Here is a 16478-nt window from a genome sequence, read left to right as displayed (position 1 = left end):
TTTTTAGTTATCGATAAAGCACTCATATCAGTATGTATGCTTAGAGAAAAAGTCTATAACTCAGGAAAAAAGCCCCGACGAAAGGTAACGATCGCCCCGATCACAGACAATCGCCACGACCACAGACCCCGGATATTGTTTAGCAATCTCCAGTGCCGCAAACACGGCACCACCCGAACTGACTCCGGCACAAATCCCTTCCTCTCGCGCTAAGCTTCTCGCCATAGCTTTTGCATCTTGCTCTTCAATATCCATCACTAAATCAACCCAGGAAGCATCAAAAATCCCAGGCAAATACGCCTGCGGCCAACGTCGGATCCCAGGAATAGCACTGCCATCGGCGGGCTGAAGGCCAACGATTGTGATATCAGGATTACAACTTTTAAGGTATTTAGACACCCCCATTATGGTACCTGTCGTCCCCATACTTGACACAAAGTGGGTAATTTTACCTAGACTCTGTTGCCAGATCTCTGGGCCTGTCGTGAGGAAATGCGCATGAGCGTTATCTTGGTTATTAAACTGATCCAGCACCTTACCTTTGCCTTCACTTTGTAACTGCAGCGCCAAATCCCGTGCGGTTTCCATATTATCCACCAGCATGAGTTCTGCGCCATAGGCTTGCATCGCATCCTTACGCTCCTGTGTCGAGTTGTTCGGCATAATCAGGATCATCTTATATCCTTTGATTGCCGCCGCCATCGCCAGTGCAATCCCAGTATTGCCACTCGTTGCCTCAATAAGCGTATCACCAGGGCTTATTTCTTGGCGAAGTTCGGCCTGAATGATCATATTGAGTGCAGGGCGATCTTTAACTGAACCCGCGGGATTATTGCCTTCCAATTTTAACAGTACAGTGGAAGTACCACAGTTAAGCCGCTGCAAGCGAACCAGCGGAGTTTGCCCGATGCAGGCTTCAATTGTCGGAAAGTCAGACACTAGGATTATCCTTTACTTGATAAAAACAGCTAAGCGATAGCCTATTCTAAGTCGGTTACCACTGACAAACACGGCGAATACTGCTTATAGCATAAAATAAATCGCTCATAGTTATTCAAATTAGTTCTATTCAATTGGCTTTTTATAAACAATTAGTTCTATTACTCTAGGTGCCATAACGCTGACAAAATTGCCAGATTAAGGAGTTAAAAATGTCCGTAAAATTGATAAAGGCCCTGCTAGGAACCCTCATTCTGGGAACCTCACTCAATGTGACTGCCGCAGATCAAACCCTGCTTAATTCCTCCTATGATATCGCCCGGGAATTATTCAATGCCTACAACCCCGTTTTTGCCAAACATTGGGAAGAGAAAACAGGTAAAACCGTCGAGATTAAACAATCCCATGCAGGCTCATCAGCGCAGGCACGCTCAATTCTGCAGGGATTACCCGCAGATGTGGTGACCTTTAATCAAGTGACAGACGTACAAGTTCTGCACGATCGCGGTAAATTGATCCCGGAAAATTGGCAACAATTACTGCCTAACGCCAGCTCACCTTACTATTCCACCATCGCATTTTTGGTGCGTAAGGGTAACCCAAAGCAAATCAGCGACTGGGGCGATTTAGCTAAAGATGACGTTAAGCTGGTCTTTCCTAACCCAAAAACCTCTGGTAATGCCCGCTACACTTATTTAGCCGCATTAGGTTATGCTCAGAAAAACCATGGTAAAGATAATCAGGCTGAACTGGATCAATTCCTGAAAAAATTCCTCGGTAATGTCGCAGTTTTTGATACAGGCGGCCGCGGGGCGACCACCTCCTTTGTTGAACGTGGGATCGGTGATGTATTAATTACCTTTGAATCGGAAGTGAACAATATTCGCCAGCAGTATGGTACGGACGATTACCAAGTGGTTGTACCAAAAACCTCGATTCTGGCAGAGTTCCCCGTTGCTGTGGTTGAAAAAAATGCTAAGCGTAATGGGACACAGGAACTCGCCACTGAGTATTTGAATTATCTCTACAGTGAAGAAGCGCAGCGCCTACTGGCAGGATTCAACTATCGGGTACACAACGAAAAGGTTAAAGCTGAGTTTGCTAAGCAGTTCCCTACGGTTGATCTGCTGACAGTCGAGCAAATCATCGGTGGTTGGGATAATGCCATGAAAACGCAGTTTGCTAACGGTGCAAAACTCGATGAGTTACTCAAGCGATAATCCCAGCTTGGTATTGTAGAAGATTAACGTTGCAACCCGGGCTAAGTCCCGGGTTAAGCAACTTTAGGGTGTTTATTGGTGTTGGTTCCCAAGCGGTGAAGACGACTGCAATCGCCTTTAACTCAAACAACAGTTTAGTAATGGCAAATGTATCGTATTGGTTTAACGCAATTAACCTGATCGGGTGATTATTCTGTGATTTTTAATAACGGGCGTTTACGCCATAAGCGGGTTCTTCCCGGTTTTACCATCAGCTTAGGTGTGTCCCTGCTGTTTGTCAGCCTAATTCTATTATTGCCGACCACAGGCTTAATCATGCAGACCAGTTCAATGAGCTGGTCCGAATACTGGGGCGTGATTGCCGATCCCAGAGTGGTTGCCAGTTACCGAATCACCATACTATCGGCGCTCGCGGCATCATTATTTAACTGCCTTTTCGGATTATTACTCGCATGGGTACTCGTGCGTTATGAATTTCCCGGCAAACGCATTTTAGATGCCTTGGTAGATTTACCCTTTGCCTTGCCGACCGCCGTTGCCGGTATTACCTTAGCCACCCTTTATGCGGAAAACGGCCAAATCGGTAGTCTATTAGCAGAATGGGGCATAAAAGTTGCCTACACCCCGCTAGGCATAGTGGTCGCGATGATTTTCACCAGTATTCCCTTTGTGGTTCGTACAGTACAACCCGTTCTCGAAGAGTTATCCCACGAGGAAGAAGAAGCGGGAATGACGCTTGGCGCCTCGGATCGTTCGGTATTCTGGCGGGTTATTTTGCCCTCCCTTTGGCCAGCATTAATGATTGGAACGGCACTGTCTTTTACCCGCAGTCTGGGTGAGTTTGGTGCAGTGATCTTTATCGCTGGCAATATGCCTTATATCAGTGAAATCACTTCGTTAATGATCTTTGTCCGCCTACAAGAATTTGATTTTGCAGGTGCCAGCGCCATTGCCTCAGTGGTTCTGATGACCTCGTTACTGCTATTACTGCTGATAAACCTGTGGCAGGCGCGTTATCTGCGCCGCATTCATGGACGATAAGGAGCGAATATGAACTCATTTAAACCCTTAAGAGTCGGTGAAGCGCCCCTGATCAAATGGAGCCTTATTACCCTCGCCGTGCTCTTAGGCTTGCTATTGTTGCTATTGCCGTTGGTGAGTATTTTTCAGCAAGCGTTTGTCGGAGGTTGGGAGCGTTATATTGGCCACCTAACTCAGCCGGATTCGCTGCATGCGATTGGTTTAACGCTGATGGTGGCGGCACTGACAGTACCGATCAATTTAGTGTTTGGCGTCATGTTGGCGTGGAGCGTGACTCGCTTTGAATTCCCCGGTCGCAAATTACTTATCACGCTGATTGATATTCCATTTGCGGTCTCCCCGGTCGTCGCAGGTTTGCTCTATTTGCTGCTCTATGGCAACAGTGGCTGGCTGGGCGAATGGCTCTATGAGCACGATCTGCAGATCATGTTTGCTTGGCCGGGAATACTATTAGTGACCATTTTTGTCACTTGCCCCTTTGTGGCCAGAGAACTGATCCCATTGATGCAACAACAGGGCGCATCGGAAGAAGAAGCAGCAGTGATCCTCGGGGCGTCATGGTGGCAACTCTTTCGCCGCGTGACCCTACCCAACATCAAATGGGCACTGATTTACGGTGTGATCCTCACCAATGCCAGAGCCGTGGGCGAATTTGGTGCCGTTGCAGTCGTGTCTGGCAACATTCGCGGCGAAACCAATACCTTACCTTTACATGTGCAATTATTGTATGAAGATTATCAGGCCGAAGCCGCCTTCGCGAGCGCGTCATTACTGGCCCTGATCGCCCTATTTACCCTAATGCTAAAAGCCGTAGTGGAATGGCGGCAACAACGCAGTTTAACCGCCAATGACAATAAAGAGCAGAGCCAACTATGAGTATTCGTCTTACTAATATTTCCAAGAAATTTGGCCAATTTCAGGCGCTTTCCCCACTTAATCTCGATATTCAAGAAGGGGAAATGATTGGTCTGCTGGGACCATCAGGTTCAGGCAAAACCACACTGCTGCGGATTATTGCCGGTCTTGAAGGAGCCGATAGCGGCCAAATTCAATTCGGCAACCGAGATGTCACCCAAGTGCATGTGCGTGAAAGACGCGTGGGTTTTGTGTTTCAAAACTACGCGCTGTTTCGCCATATGACGGTCGCCGATAACGTCGCCTTTGGACTCGAAGTCATGCCGAAAAAACAAAGGCCTTCGGCGGCAGAAATTCATAAGCGAGTGACACAACTGCTAGAAACAGTACAACTAGGCCATCTCGCACAGCGCTATCCCGAGCAACTCTCGGGTGGACAAAAACAGCGAATAGCGTTGGCCCGCGCACTCGCTACCCAACCAGAAGTCTTGCTACTGGATGAACCCTTTGGTGCCTTGGATGCTAAAGTGCGTAAAGAACTACGCCGCTGGCTACGCAGCCTGCATGATGAATTGAAATTCACCAGCGTGTTTGTGACCCACGATCAGGATGAGGCGCTTGAGCTTTCAGATAGAGTGGTAGTGATGAGCAATGGTCATATAGAGCAGATTAATACACCTGCTGAGCTATACTCACACCCCAATAGTCGCTTTGTGTTTGATTTTCTTGGTAACGTCAATGTCTTTGAAGCCAGTTGGCAACAAAAACGTTGGGAAAATGGTCAAGCATTTTTAACACCTCCAGAACAGCAAACACTACAGCAAGATGGCGTGCTCTATGTTCGCAGTCACGAATTAGCGCTGTCAAATAAGCCCAATAGTCAGGCCAATTTGCCGTTCAATATTGTCGCCATGACCCCCATTGGCGCCGAAGTAAGACTGGAATTAGCCCCACACGGCTGGCATAGCGAAGAGCTGTGGGAAGCCAAATTCACTCACCATAATCTGCAGGAGCTCGGGTTGCAAAAAGGCAGTGTAGTTTACGCTACCCCAAGAACAGCTTACTTCTTTGGTGCCCAGGGTGAGAGTTCACCGACGCGTCTCAACTGGCCATTTCTGGCACCGGGCAGTCTCGCCTTCGACATCTAAATTTCATTCTGAAAGAAATCAGCAGCATTGGCGGTATCACTGGGCAGTGATACCGCTAAGATTCAAACTCATTAGAGAGATATTGTCGCCCAAAACACCAAAGCACTCATGCCAAAGCACTCATATCAAAGCACTTATGGAATGAAGCAGCGCTCTTATTCATGGGCATTAACGGTTCGTCCTGCGGCCCATTGTCTAAGCGCATTAATTTTATCGCTCATGACCACAGATAAAGGCCGAGTCTTACTGAGTTCTTCGAGTAGTAACAGCTGATCGACACCGCGCTCGACACTTCTTGCGGTATACATAGCGGCGATAACAGCTTGCTCGATTTCGGCGCCGGAAAACCCATGACTACGGGCCGATAACTGGGCGAGATCTAAGCTCGCCACATCGATTCCGCGGCGCTGACAGTGAATTAAGAAGATAGCTTTGCGTATCGCTTCGTCGGGTAAATCGACAAAGAAGATTTCATCCATCCTGCCCTTTCGCATCAGCTCTGGCGGCAAAGCTTGAATATCATTGGCAGTGGCGACCACAAAGACTTCAGATTTACGCTCCGCCATCCAAGTGAGTAAAGTGCCGAGTATTCGCGTCGATGTGCCCTCATCACTGCTACTGCCGCTTAAGCCTTTTTCTATTTCATCTATCCAAAGCACACAGGGCGACATCATGTCGGCGAGAGCCAGTGCGTTTCGCAGGTTCTTCTCGGTTTCGCCTATGTATTTGTTATATAAAGCTGCCATATCGAGTCTGAGCAAGGGCCGCTGCCAGACGCCCGCAACCGCCTTAGCCGCTAAGCTCTTGCCACTGCCCTGAACGCCAAGCAGTAATATTCCCTTGGGCATATCCAGCACTGTGGGCACATCCTTGGTATTTGTTAACCCAGTATCATGCTTGACAGCTGCGGTGGGTGAGCGCTGTTTAAGCCATTTTTTGAGATTATGCAGCCCTGCTATCTCGGAGAAATCACTGGTGTCATATTCAAATTGCAGCACGCCATTTAAGTCGAGTAACTGAAACTTAGCTTTATTGATCGCATCGATATCCGACGAGGTAATAGCGCCATCATCGACTATGGCTTTGCGTACTAGACGGCGGGCATCATCTAAAGTCACGCCCCGCAAATTATCGGCTAATTTGACCACAGCAGCATCATCGACCAATAACGGCGTGCCTTGGTTACGAATATTATCGACTTCGAGGTAAATCAAGTTTTGCAATTGCACAGTGCTTGGCAAGGTTAAGCGAAAATAAGCGCAATAACGTTTTATTTCGGGTGGGATTTCAAAGGCATGGCTCACCAGCACTAAGGTATGCTGCAGTGTATCGTACTCGAGGGCGATTTCTTTGAGTAAACGGACATTCTTAGGGGCATCAATCACAAAGGGATGGAAGTCGCACAGCACATAAATCCCCTGCTGTGGCGTTGCCTTAATCTGCCCTAACAGTTCTGTCGGCTCGCTATTAAACTTTTGCGCCGCCATGGGTTTATCGACCCGGGCTAAACCTTGGGTAATACTCCAAGTAAACACTGGCTGATACAGTACATTTGCGACCCGTTTAAGCAGCTCGACTACGCGATATTCTTCATAGGTTTCAATAACCACTATCGGTGTATTAGAGCGCAGCACTGAGGTTAAATCGCGAATATCTTGCATACTTGTATATCCATTAGCTGTGATTAAACGGAAATGTTATATAAAAAAGTCCAGCGAACTGGACTTTACAAAATATACAACCAAATTAACTCAGTTTTTAATGCATTAATGTCCATCAAAAAACAAATAATTCAGCCAACCTTGCATCCTCAGTAATACTTTACGCATCACGGCCACATGGTGGAAATGTTCAGTATAAATAGCAATCTGCCCAGAAACACCGGCGGGGAATTGTTTACGTATCGCATCATCTTCAATATCAATCAGCACTATCACTCGGCCATTTTTAAAAAGCTGATCCGATGATTGCAGCGCGCCGCTCATTTGAATTTCACCTTCAGCCATAGCGGGTAATATTTTCGCCACTTTCCCCTTAAAGATTTGTCCGGGCGCGGCATCCAAAATGACTTCGGCTTCATCGCCCTCCTGCAAACGCAGTAAGGAATTCTGCCAAAACGCCCCCGCAAAATACCGCTCCTCGTCGGGAATAAAGCTCATCACTGGGCGTAAAGGTAAAGGTACGGCCATAGCACCCACACGCAATGCCATTTGGGTGACCATGCCATCGGCCGGTGCACGCACCACGGATTGCGCTAGCTCATAGAGGGCAACGTCTAAGTCCGCTTGCAGGCCAGCCACTTTCGTATTTACACCATCAATATTAGATTCATAGGCTAATCTAACTCGCAGCTCTTCGGCATTCGCGACAGTCAGTTGTGCCTCGGAGGCTAAGTACAATTGACGTCTATTATCGAGTTCCAATTCAGTAAATGGCGAATTCGCACCGCCCTTTTTGCGACCCAATTCATAACGCTCGAAGGCGGATTTATTACGGTCTTTATCGGCCCTTGCACGCTCTACATTTGCCTTGGCCGATTCCCAGGCTGCGGCAAGTTGTGGCACTTCAAGTTCGGCTTCCATCAAAGCGGCACGTTTACGCTTTACCGCGGCTTCAAAGGGAATAGGATCGAGACGAAACAGCACATCACCCTGTTTTACCGGCATATTAGGTTTGACTTCAACCGAAGTGACCAAGCCCTTAACCGCAGGTGTAATCGGAATTGTGGCAAAATACTCACGGGAGAAACGGGAATAAGGGTGGTTATAATTCATCACCAGTAGCAAAGCGCCAATAATGAAGACGCCCCCCAACACCGCCGTAGGGACAGTCCATTTGTTCATTGGAATTTTAAAGACTTTAAAGACAACAATACAAATGGCGGCATAGGTAAGTATGAGTAATAAATCCATGTTATACCTCTACTTTATTGCTAGTTTTAGCATCAACAACCGACGCAGGTGTCGACTCTAACTGCTGCAGGCGGGACTGTAACTCTGTCACTGTTTGCCTTAGTGCCTCAACATCATCCTCTAATGCTTGTTCACGCTTCATAACTGTATTAAATCCCCATCCACGGTCTTCCCGATATAAAGTTGCCCAGATCCATAAAAATGGCCAAATGGCATGCAAGGTAAATAAGCTAACCCAGCCTGCAATATGGAGTGCATCCTGCTGGGGATGATTACGCTTTTTTGCAATTTCATAGGGAATATCATGAATGGCAATCACACCATAAAACATGATAATAATGACAAACAAAAGAACACCTAACGCAAAATAATCTAAGAACATAAAGGCTCCTTGTACTAATAATATTGACTCCACACCCTAGACTAGTGGATGAAAACAAAACTCGCTATAAGTAAATTAATAACCACTAAGTTAATCGTCACAATATCAGATAAATATTTCTATTTTTATTTAGATCTGGCACACAGTTGTCGATTTACACCATGATCATTAAGGTATGTTCAAGCTAAACTAACGCCACGATTGTGCCCTAGAGCGCAGCTATAAAACTTAAAATCCCTACAACCTCAAAGGTGTTTACACATGATAGGTACTCCCTACACTGAGGGCGCCCGGCGCGCCATGTTGCTCGGCTGCGGTGAACTTGGCAAAGAAGTCGCCATTGAACTGCAACGCTTAGGTGTTGAAGTGATTGGTGTTGACCGTTACGCCAACGCCCCCGCTATGCAAGTCGCCCATCGCTCCCATGTGATCAATATGCTCGATGCAAGTGCATTAAGGGCGGTGATCGAATTAGAACAACCGCACTTAGTCATCCCCGAAATTGAAGCGATCGCCACCCAAACCTTAGTGGAAATGGAAGCCGAAGGGGTGAATATTATCCCAACCGCCCGAGCGACTAAACTTACTATGGACAGGGAAGGCATTCGCCGTCTCGCCGCAGAAACCTTAGGTTTACCGACATCACCCTATTTTTTCTGTGATACTGAAACCGACTTTAATCAAGCAATTAGCAAGATTGGTGTGCCCTGTGTGGTCAAGCCAGTGATGAGCTCCTCGGGCAAAGGCCAGAGCGTTATTCGCGATATCACCCTAAGCCATAAAGCATGGCAATACGCCCAAGAAGGCGGCCGTGCCGGCGGTGGCCGCGTGATAGTCGAAGGTTTTATTCCCTTCGATTATGAAATCACCCTATTAACAGTGAGTGCAGTCAATGGCATTCATTTTTGTGCGCCCATAGGCCACAGACAAGAAGACGGCGATTACCGTGAGTCGTGGCAGCCACAGGCCATGTCCGATGAAGTGCTCGCAAAATCCCAAGCCATTGCCAGCAAAGTAGTCGAAGCCCTTGGCGGTTATGGATTATTTGGCGTAGAGCTGTTTGTTAAAGGCAATGATGTGTATTTCTCCGAGGTCTCGCCTCGGCCCCACGATACAGGCTTAGTCACACTTATCAGCCAAGACCTCTCGGAATTTGCCCTGCATGTTAGAGCCATTCTCGGCCTGCCCATCCCCAACATTCATCAGCATGGCCCAAGCGCCTCGGCAGTGATTTTGGCCGAAGGCACCTCAAATAATATCCGCTACCAAGGGATTGGCGCGGCATTAGAAGCGGTTAATACTCAGCTTAGACTCTTCGCTAAACCCGATATCGATGGCCGTCGCCGTTTAGGGGTAGCGCTTGCCCGTGATATCGATATCGACAGCGCCGTGAATAAAGCACTCGATAGCGCCAGCAAGGTAAAAGTGATTTTTTAAACACTTAACCGCTTTACATAGGCTTTAAGCACAAGCAAAAAATCAAAGGGAAATGGGCTGCAACGCCATTTCCCTTTTTCAACACTGAACTGTCTCTAGAACCGTACCAATAAAAAGTGACCCACCCAAACCGACAGAGTAAACTAACGCCCTTGTCTTACAGCCTTCCTTTGCAAGCAAAGCAAGTCTTTTGACCTAACGTTTTATTTAGGCTATTGATTTTTAAGTCCGTAACTTAATTCGAACATCGCCTAAAACTCATCAGTAATAGAAACCAATAGTAGTAGAAACCCAAATGCATCTTCAACCTTCTTGCTTTACCTCTTTTGTTCAAGCCATTGATGCCTATGCCCTGCCGCAACGTTTTACTTTTCCTTTCTATTACGAGCCACATCCGCTGTGCGTTATCGCCGCCGAAGAATTACAACAACACCTTGAGACTCAAAGTGATTGGCAACATAACTTTGGCCTCACGGGTGAGCTAACGGGCGCCATAGGCAAGATGTTTGGGGTGTTGCTGGTGCAAAATCCGCAGGGCGAAGTGGGCTATTTGTCGGCATTTTCGGGCAAGTTGGCCGAGCAAAACCATTGGCCACGCTTTGTGCCGCCCGTGTTTGATATGCTGGCGAAGGATAACTTTTTCCACGCCGAAAACCTGCAAATCAATAAACTCAATCAGCAATTAGCGGCTTTAGAAATTCATCCCGATATTCCTCGTCTTAACGCGGAACTGATCACTAAGCAAACCCAAGCCGAAACTCAACTCGCCGCCCACAGACAATTGATGATAGCAGGCCGTAAGTCCCGTAAAACGCAGCGCAGCCAGCTCGCAAACCAACTGACAAGTGCCCCCAGCGATGAAAAACAGCGTGAAAACGCCGCCATCGAAGCTAAACTCAGCCAAGAAAGCATCAATGAAAAAAATCAGTTAAGGGATATAAAACATTATTGGGATCAGCAGATTAATACCGTTAGCCAAGCCCTAAGTCAACTCACAGATAAGCGCGACGCCTTAAGACAAGAGCGCAAACAGCTCTCGGCGGCTCTGCAGCAGAAGCTATTTGAGCAGTATCGTTTTTTGAATATTCGCGGCGCAGAAAAGAGCCTTAACGGCATATTTAAAGGCACAGTTGAGCTAACGCCGCCCGCAGGCTCGGGGGAATGTGCCGCTCCTAAGTTGTTACATTACGCCTTTAAACATGGCCTTAAACCATTGGCGATTGCCGAATTTTGGTGGGGCGCACCGCCAAAATCGGAGATCCGCCGACATAAGCAGTTTTATCCCGCCTGTCTGCGAAAATGCCAACCTATTCTAGGGCATATGCTCCAAGGGCTCGACATAGATGATAATCCTCTGCTTATCAATCCCGCCGAGGGTAAAAAAGTGGCAATCCTCTATCAAGATGATGCTATGGCGATTGTGAATAAACCCGCCGAGTTTTTATCCGTACCCGGTAAAGAGATTGAAGATTCAGTGTATGCGCGGATGCGCCAAGCCTTTCCCCATGCCACTGGCCCACTTATCGTCCATCGGCTCGATATGTCGACCTCGGGATTAATGGTGATCGCGCTGACAAAAGATGCCCATAAACAGCTACAAAAACAGTTTATCCAGCGTACTGTCACTAAGCGTTATGTGGCACTGTTAGACGGTATTCCAGATCAGGTGGCAGACCTGCAGACGACGGGCCACATATCTTTGCCCCTGCGTGGTGATTTAGACGACAGGCCGAGGCAACTGGTTTGTCAGGAGTTTGGCAAAGTGGCCCAAACCCATTGGGAATTGAACCATATAGATAAAAATACGCGCCAAACCCGCGTGTATCTATCGCCTAAAACGGGCCGAACCCACCAACTCAGAGTGCACTGCGCCCACACTGAGGGGCTAAATACGCCCATTGTTGGCGATGATCTCTATGGCAAGCGCGCCAATCGTCTGCATCTTCATGCCGATTTATTGTGCCTTGAGCACCCGGTCAGCCGTGAACAACTGCGCTTTCAAGTCGCCTCTGATTTCTGATATTGATACTAGTAACATGGGCAATCTGATTAAAAATATTCGCCAAAATCAAGGATTATTATGTGCTTTGTTGAGCGCAATCCTATTCGTGTGCGCCTGCCAGCCAGCGGCGAAATCCAGTAACCTAAACACCAGCCCAAATGCCCGTGACTCTGAGTCCACTTCAGCCCCCATCCATATTCACGCCCAACTCGCACAGGAAGTCTATATCTGGCAGCGCCAATGGCGCGCCGCCAACCAAACTGCCTTAGTGCAAAGCCAAGGGGCATTTCAAGGATTGCGCATTTTAGCCCTGCAGGCCCACCCTAAACCCAATGGCGCGGACATTTGGTTTGAGGTTGCAGTCAATCATGCTTGGCTACAAGCCGATCCTAGGCCTAAAGTCGCCGTGATCCGCTTAGATGGCCAACTCAGCCATTTAAATGACGAAGAGGTGATCAATAAAATCAGCCAACTACTTAACAGTTGGCAGACAAAAGGCACCCACATCGCTGGTGTTGAAATCGACCACGACAGCGCCAGCAGTAAACTCCCCGCCTATCGGGATTTTCTAAAAAAGCTTAAAGCCCAGTTACCAGCAGAGCTCAAACTCAGTATTACCGCGCTGCCCGCCTGGCTGAGTAGCGCCGATTTTCCGCCGTTACTCGGCACTATCGATGAACTGGTGTTGCAAATTCACAGTGTAAGTGATCCGCGCCTCGGACTGTTCGATGCAAATCTTGGCTGGCAATGGGTGCAGCAACTCTCAAATATCAGCACTGTGCCCTATCTTATTGCACTCCCCACCTATGGCTCGGCGGTGATCAGCACAGCTTCAGGTTATCAAGTGGAGAGTGAAACGCCGCTGCGGGATAAGACTCGCTCCCCAGAAACAGTACAAGAACTGCAAGCTAACCCGGCGATTTTGCACGCTTTTGTGCAGCGCCTAGAGACTGCCGCAGATGATAGGCTCAGAGGTATTATTTGGTTTAGGCTGCCCCTTGAAGGTGATAAGCGCGTTTGGCCACTCAACACGCTAATCGCGGTGGCCAAGGGCGAAAAACTCAGTGCCAGCATAGAATTAGCGATTCTGGACGATAACAAAATCGCAGCCCAAGGTGGCACAGCAACCGCAAATCCCCCACAGCTAAGCATAAATACACAGCTTGGTTTAAATACACAGCTTAGCCTGAATACTCAGCCGCGACTCTTTCGGCTCGCCTTAGTAAACAAAGGCAATATTGCAGGCGATCTGCCCAGTATTGTGTCCCTAGCAGCAAAGGCTTGCAGCGGGTATGATGCGCAAAATAGTTACCGAGTCACGCCAAAGCCAGGGCTATTAGAGTGGCAATTAAGAGCTGAAACCCCAGAGCCTTTTGCGCCATCGGCGGCTAATCCAGTTTTAAAAACAACGACTAAACTCAACCCCGGTGGCCAAAGAGTGATAGGCTGGGCCCGTTGTGAGTCATTATCTTTACAGGGAATTTATGCGCAATAAGCCAAAATCATCGTCCACTATCACAGCATCCAATCGGGCTTTTATGCTTAAAAAGACCACCTTCATCTGCCTCAGCCTATTTTCCCCTATGCTCCTCGCCTGCGGCCCCGATTTCCCTTTGCAATTGACCCAGGACAGGCAGAGTCATCTCAGTTATTTACCGCAAACGGCCTTTAGCCAGCAGTTAATGTCCCTCGCAAAACCTTTACCTTGGCAATTCCAAGATGCGCCAGCCGCACAGGAATATCTATGGGATGAAGTGCATAGTCGTTACTTATCCCAAACCCGCGCCTTTGAGCATACTGAACTGAATGAGGCCCATTTGGCCTTAGTCAATGCCCTACGTGATGCCCCTAGCCCGATTGCAGCCGAGCAAATCGCCGCCGAGCTAAATGATGCCCTCCCACAGGCTCTAACATGGTACACCTTAGGGGCGGTCGCTTTTGATGCAAAAGACTACGACAGAGCGAGCCGCTATTTTAGTAAAGTGATTGAATTACCAGAACAAGAGCGTGCCGGACGCAGCCTGTGGGCGCTCTATTCACTCTCTCGTATTGAGCTTATCTTAAGTCAAACGTCAACGGATCCCGAGCATGCTAATCGCGCCACGGCCTATCTGACCCAACTGCAAACTGAAGTCGCTCGGGGCAGCGCCGATCCGCTCCGTTTAAGCCTCGCGAGCCTGGGGGAGCAGGCCTATATTTTGTTGCACCAAGGCCAGCCTTTAATCCAAGTTTCCCCTGCTGAATATGAGCAGCCCAAGATTGAAGTTGCACTAAACCCTGCCAACTTAGATAAGGTCATTGAACTCTATGCAACCCAAGCTGCACAGGGTGACAGTGGTGGCTATGATTCGCTCTTGATGTTAAGTCGCAGCTTAATGGCTAAAGACATTACCGAGCTAAAAATCCTGTTACAACAGGCAAGTGTGCAGCAATTATTGATCGCCTACTGGCAAAGCAGCACTAATGAATTTGCCTTTGACGGCCAACTGTCGGATATGGGCTTAAAGGTGGCCGAGATCCTCAAGGTATTTCCAACCGATGGCATGGTGCTCACCCAGGGTGATACCTTGGCGGCTATCTATTACCAACTCGGGGATTATGCCAGTGCAGAGCGCCTCTTAGCACTCGCTCAGCCGAGCGGCCTCACCTGGTGGCTTAGGGCAAAATTGATGCTACAAAAGGGCGATCAAGCTGAAGCGGCTAAGGCCTATGCAGAGGCTATTCGTCACTTTCCCCAACAAACCGAAACAGGCAAGCCTAAGGGCGATGCTAACCAAACCCAGCAGCAGGCAATTCAGGCCGATACAGAGCAAGCAACCTATTGCCGTATTCGCGCCGAACAAGGGGTATTATCCCTTGAGCGCGGTGAGTATATCGATGCCCTACGCCAGTTACTCGCCAGTGGCGATGAGTACTGGCAAGACATAGCCTATGTGGCTGAGCGCGTACTGACTACGGCCGAGCTTAAAGGCTTTATCGACACACAGGTGCCGTTGATCGCATTTGAATACCCACAGGATAGTGATTGGTACGATAATATCGAGCCTATTAACAATCGCTTACGCTACTTGCTCGGCCGTCGATTATTACGTGAAGGCGCCATCGAAGAGGCGCCAGCTTACTTCCCCAACCCGAGTTTGAACGCCAGTGCCCAACACTATGGCAGAGCGCTCACGACCGCTAAGGCCACAACCGGCATAGAAAGCGCTAAGGCCTATTGGGTAGCGGCAGAACTTGCCCGTCATCAAGGGATGGAAATATTAGGGTTTGAATTGGCGCCCGATTACTCAATCTACCAAGGGGTGTTTGACCTAAGTGATTGGAATGAACCGAGCAAACTGGCCGAACAAGAACAACTGCGGTTAAACGCCAGCCAAGCCATTCCCGATAAACGCTTCCACTACCGCTATACCGCGGCGCAGTTGGCCGATAAAGCCACGGATTTCGTGCCCCATAATAGCCAAGCCTACGCCGCACTGCTTTGCCAAGCAACGGGTTGGATACTATATCGAGATCATGAGCTTGCCACGCGTTACTATCAAAAATACGTCGCCAATGGACCCTTTGTCCCTTGGGCTGAAAACTTTGGCTTACAGTGTGAAACGCCTGATTTTGACAGTGCCGCCAAACGGCAGCGGGCGAATAGCATTGCCAAGTGGAATGCCATCTACCATAAGCTGAAAAAGCCTGCGGCCTTAAGTTTTGCCGTTATCGCAACACTGCTCGGGGTTTACGCATGGCGCAGAAGAAAACGTAAACAGTAATAATGCGAAGCGCCTTTCTTGTATGCCCAAAGAAAGGCGCTGGTACTAAACTCTGAATCGAATAGTTCACCGCGCACATTGCCATTAAACATTTCATTCAGGCATAAAGCTTTTTACCCAAAGCAAGATTTCTGAATAGTATACGACGTTATACACATTGCCACTGTTTCCCCAGTGACACGCCATAAACTCATCCATGAGGGCTCGACGGCGGCATCTGCAACACATGGAAGTGTAAATGCCGCGTTCACATGGATGTGAAAGAGCGGCTATGCCGCCAACGGTCACAGTTGCAACAATGCCAATCTTAACGACTATTGAACTGTTCATCCGGCTAAAAGCTTTTTGCCTCTTTCCTCGTTAGCAGAGTGGCATCTAGTTAACTCCAACATCAGAACATTAACCCAATTTTAGTAATGCTACAGAGTTCTGGGCTTATCAGTTATCCAACCGTAATTACGTAAGCCGATGAGAAAGCTAAAACGATATCAATTGATAGCATTTTCTTTACAATGCAAGGGTTATTGATTACGCATTGGCACCTGTCTCACAACGTGATAATATCTACTTTGTCACATAAAAATGATCACACCAAATTAAGTATATCTAAATTAAGGATAATTAGATGAAGTTACTATCAAAAATTTTTTTACCAGTGTTCTATTTTCGTCTTCTGCATTAGCTATTGATAATTACCATGTCGAGTGTAACTCCTGTGTAACTGAGGCGCAATTTATCCAATCTGCTAAGGATAATGCCATAAATAGAGCAACCATAT

Annotated in this window: 12 protein-coding genes; 8 read left to right on the top strand and 4 right to left on the bottom strand. The window is 48.0% G+C overall.

Annotated elements, in window-relative coordinates:
* Window positions 1–60: 60 nt before the first annotated feature.
* On the bottom strand, window positions 61–939 hold the full coding sequence (gene cysM / locus JFT56_RS04675) for a cysteine synthase CysM (protein ID WP_198782549.1): 879 nt from the start codon (window positions 937–939) through the stop codon (window positions 61–63).
* Between the two features lie 212 nt (window positions 940–1151).
* On the opposite strand from cysM, the gene cysP reads away from it, so the two are divergent.
* The 4 genes from cysP to JFT56_RS04655 all read left to right on the top strand — a co-directional run bounded on the left by cysP (window position 1152) and on the right by JFT56_RS04655 (window position 5203).
* Entirely contained in the window at window positions 1152–2159 is a 1008-nt protein-coding gene (gene cysP, locus JFT56_RS04670) for a thiosulfate ABC transporter substrate-binding protein CysP (protein WP_198782548.1), read from the top strand.
* Between the two features lie 195 nt (window positions 2160–2354).
* Window positions 2355–3200 carry a sulfate/thiosulfate ABC transporter permease CysT gene (cysT, locus tag JFT56_RS04665; RefSeq protein ID WP_198782547.1) on the top strand — a complete coding sequence of 282 codons (846 nt, stop codon included), beginning with the start codon at window positions 2355–2357 and terminating at the stop codon, window positions 3198–3200.
* A 9-nt stretch (window positions 3201–3209) separates the two neighbouring features.
* Window positions 3210–4076: a sulfate ABC transporter permease subunit CysW gene (cysW, locus tag JFT56_RS04660; protein WP_198782546.1), complete on the top strand. Its 867-nt coding sequence runs from the start codon at window positions 3210–3212 to the stop codon at window positions 4074–4076.
* Window positions 4073–5203, top strand: coding sequence for a sulfate/molybdate ABC transporter ATP-binding protein (locus JFT56_RS04655; protein ID WP_198782545.1), 1131 nt, complete (start codon window positions 4073–4075; stop codon window positions 5201–5203). The genes cysW and JFT56_RS04655 overlap by 4 nt, the downstream gene beginning before the upstream one ends.
* Window positions 5204–5358: 155 nt before the next feature.
* Here the strand turns inward: JFT56_RS04655 and JFT56_RS04650 are convergent, their stop codons facing one another.
* The 3 genes from JFT56_RS04650 to JFT56_RS04640 form a co-directional block, all read right to left on the bottom strand.
* Entirely contained in the window at window positions 5359–6864 is a 1506-nt protein-coding gene (locus tag JFT56_RS04650; protein ID WP_198782544.1) for an AAA family ATPase, read from the bottom strand.
* 105 nt (window positions 6865–6969) lie between these two features.
* A complete protein-coding gene (locus JFT56_RS04645) occupies window positions 6970–8115 on the bottom strand; it encodes an HlyD family secretion protein (protein WP_198782543.1) in 1146 nt (381 codons plus the stop codon).
* A 1-nt stretch (window position 8116) separates the two neighbouring features.
* Window positions 8117–8497 carry a DUF3302 domain-containing protein gene (locus JFT56_RS04640; protein ID WP_198782542.1) on the bottom strand — a complete coding sequence of 127 codons (381 nt, stop codon included), beginning with the start codon at window positions 8495–8497 and terminating at the stop codon, window positions 8117–8119.
* Window positions 8498–8758: 261 nt separating this feature from the next.
* Here JFT56_RS04640 and purT point away from each other — a divergent pair, with 261 nt between their 5' ends.
* The 4 genes from purT (at window position 8759) to JFT56_RS04620 (ending at window position 15700) form a co-directional block, all read left to right on the top strand.
* Window positions 8759–9934 carry a formate-dependent phosphoribosylglycinamide formyltransferase gene (purT, locus tag JFT56_RS04635; RefSeq protein WP_198782541.1) on the top strand — a complete coding sequence of 392 codons (1176 nt, stop codon included), beginning with the start codon at window positions 8759–8761 and terminating at the stop codon, window positions 9932–9934.
* A 295-nt stretch (window positions 9935–10229) separates the two neighbouring features.
* On the top strand, window positions 10230–11954 hold the full coding sequence (locus JFT56_RS04630; RefSeq protein WP_198782540.1) for an RluA family pseudouridine synthase: 1725 nt from the start codon (window positions 10230–10232) through the stop codon (window positions 11952–11954).
* A gap of 16 nt (window positions 11955–11970) precedes the next feature.
* The gene (locus tag JFT56_RS04625; protein ID WP_198782539.1) at window positions 11971–13431 is read left to right on the top strand and encodes a DUF3142 domain-containing protein; all 1461 of its coding nucleotides are present in this window, start codon (window positions 11971–11973) and stop codon (window positions 13429–13431) included.
* Complete coding sequence (locus JFT56_RS04620) at window positions 13421–15700, top strand: hypothetical protein (protein ID WP_198782538.1); 2280 nt, start codon at window positions 13421–13423, stop codon at window positions 15698–15700. Before JFT56_RS04625 ends, JFT56_RS04620 begins: the two co-directional genes overlap by 11 nt.
* Window positions 15701–16478: the final 778 nt, after the last annotated feature.

This window comes from Shewanella putrefaciens (genome assembly GCF_016406305.1).
Lineage (GTDB): Bacteria > Pseudomonadota > Gammaproteobacteria > Enterobacterales > Shewanellaceae > Shewanella > Shewanella putrefaciens_C.
This window is presented reverse-complemented; position numbering and strand designations above follow the sequence as displayed.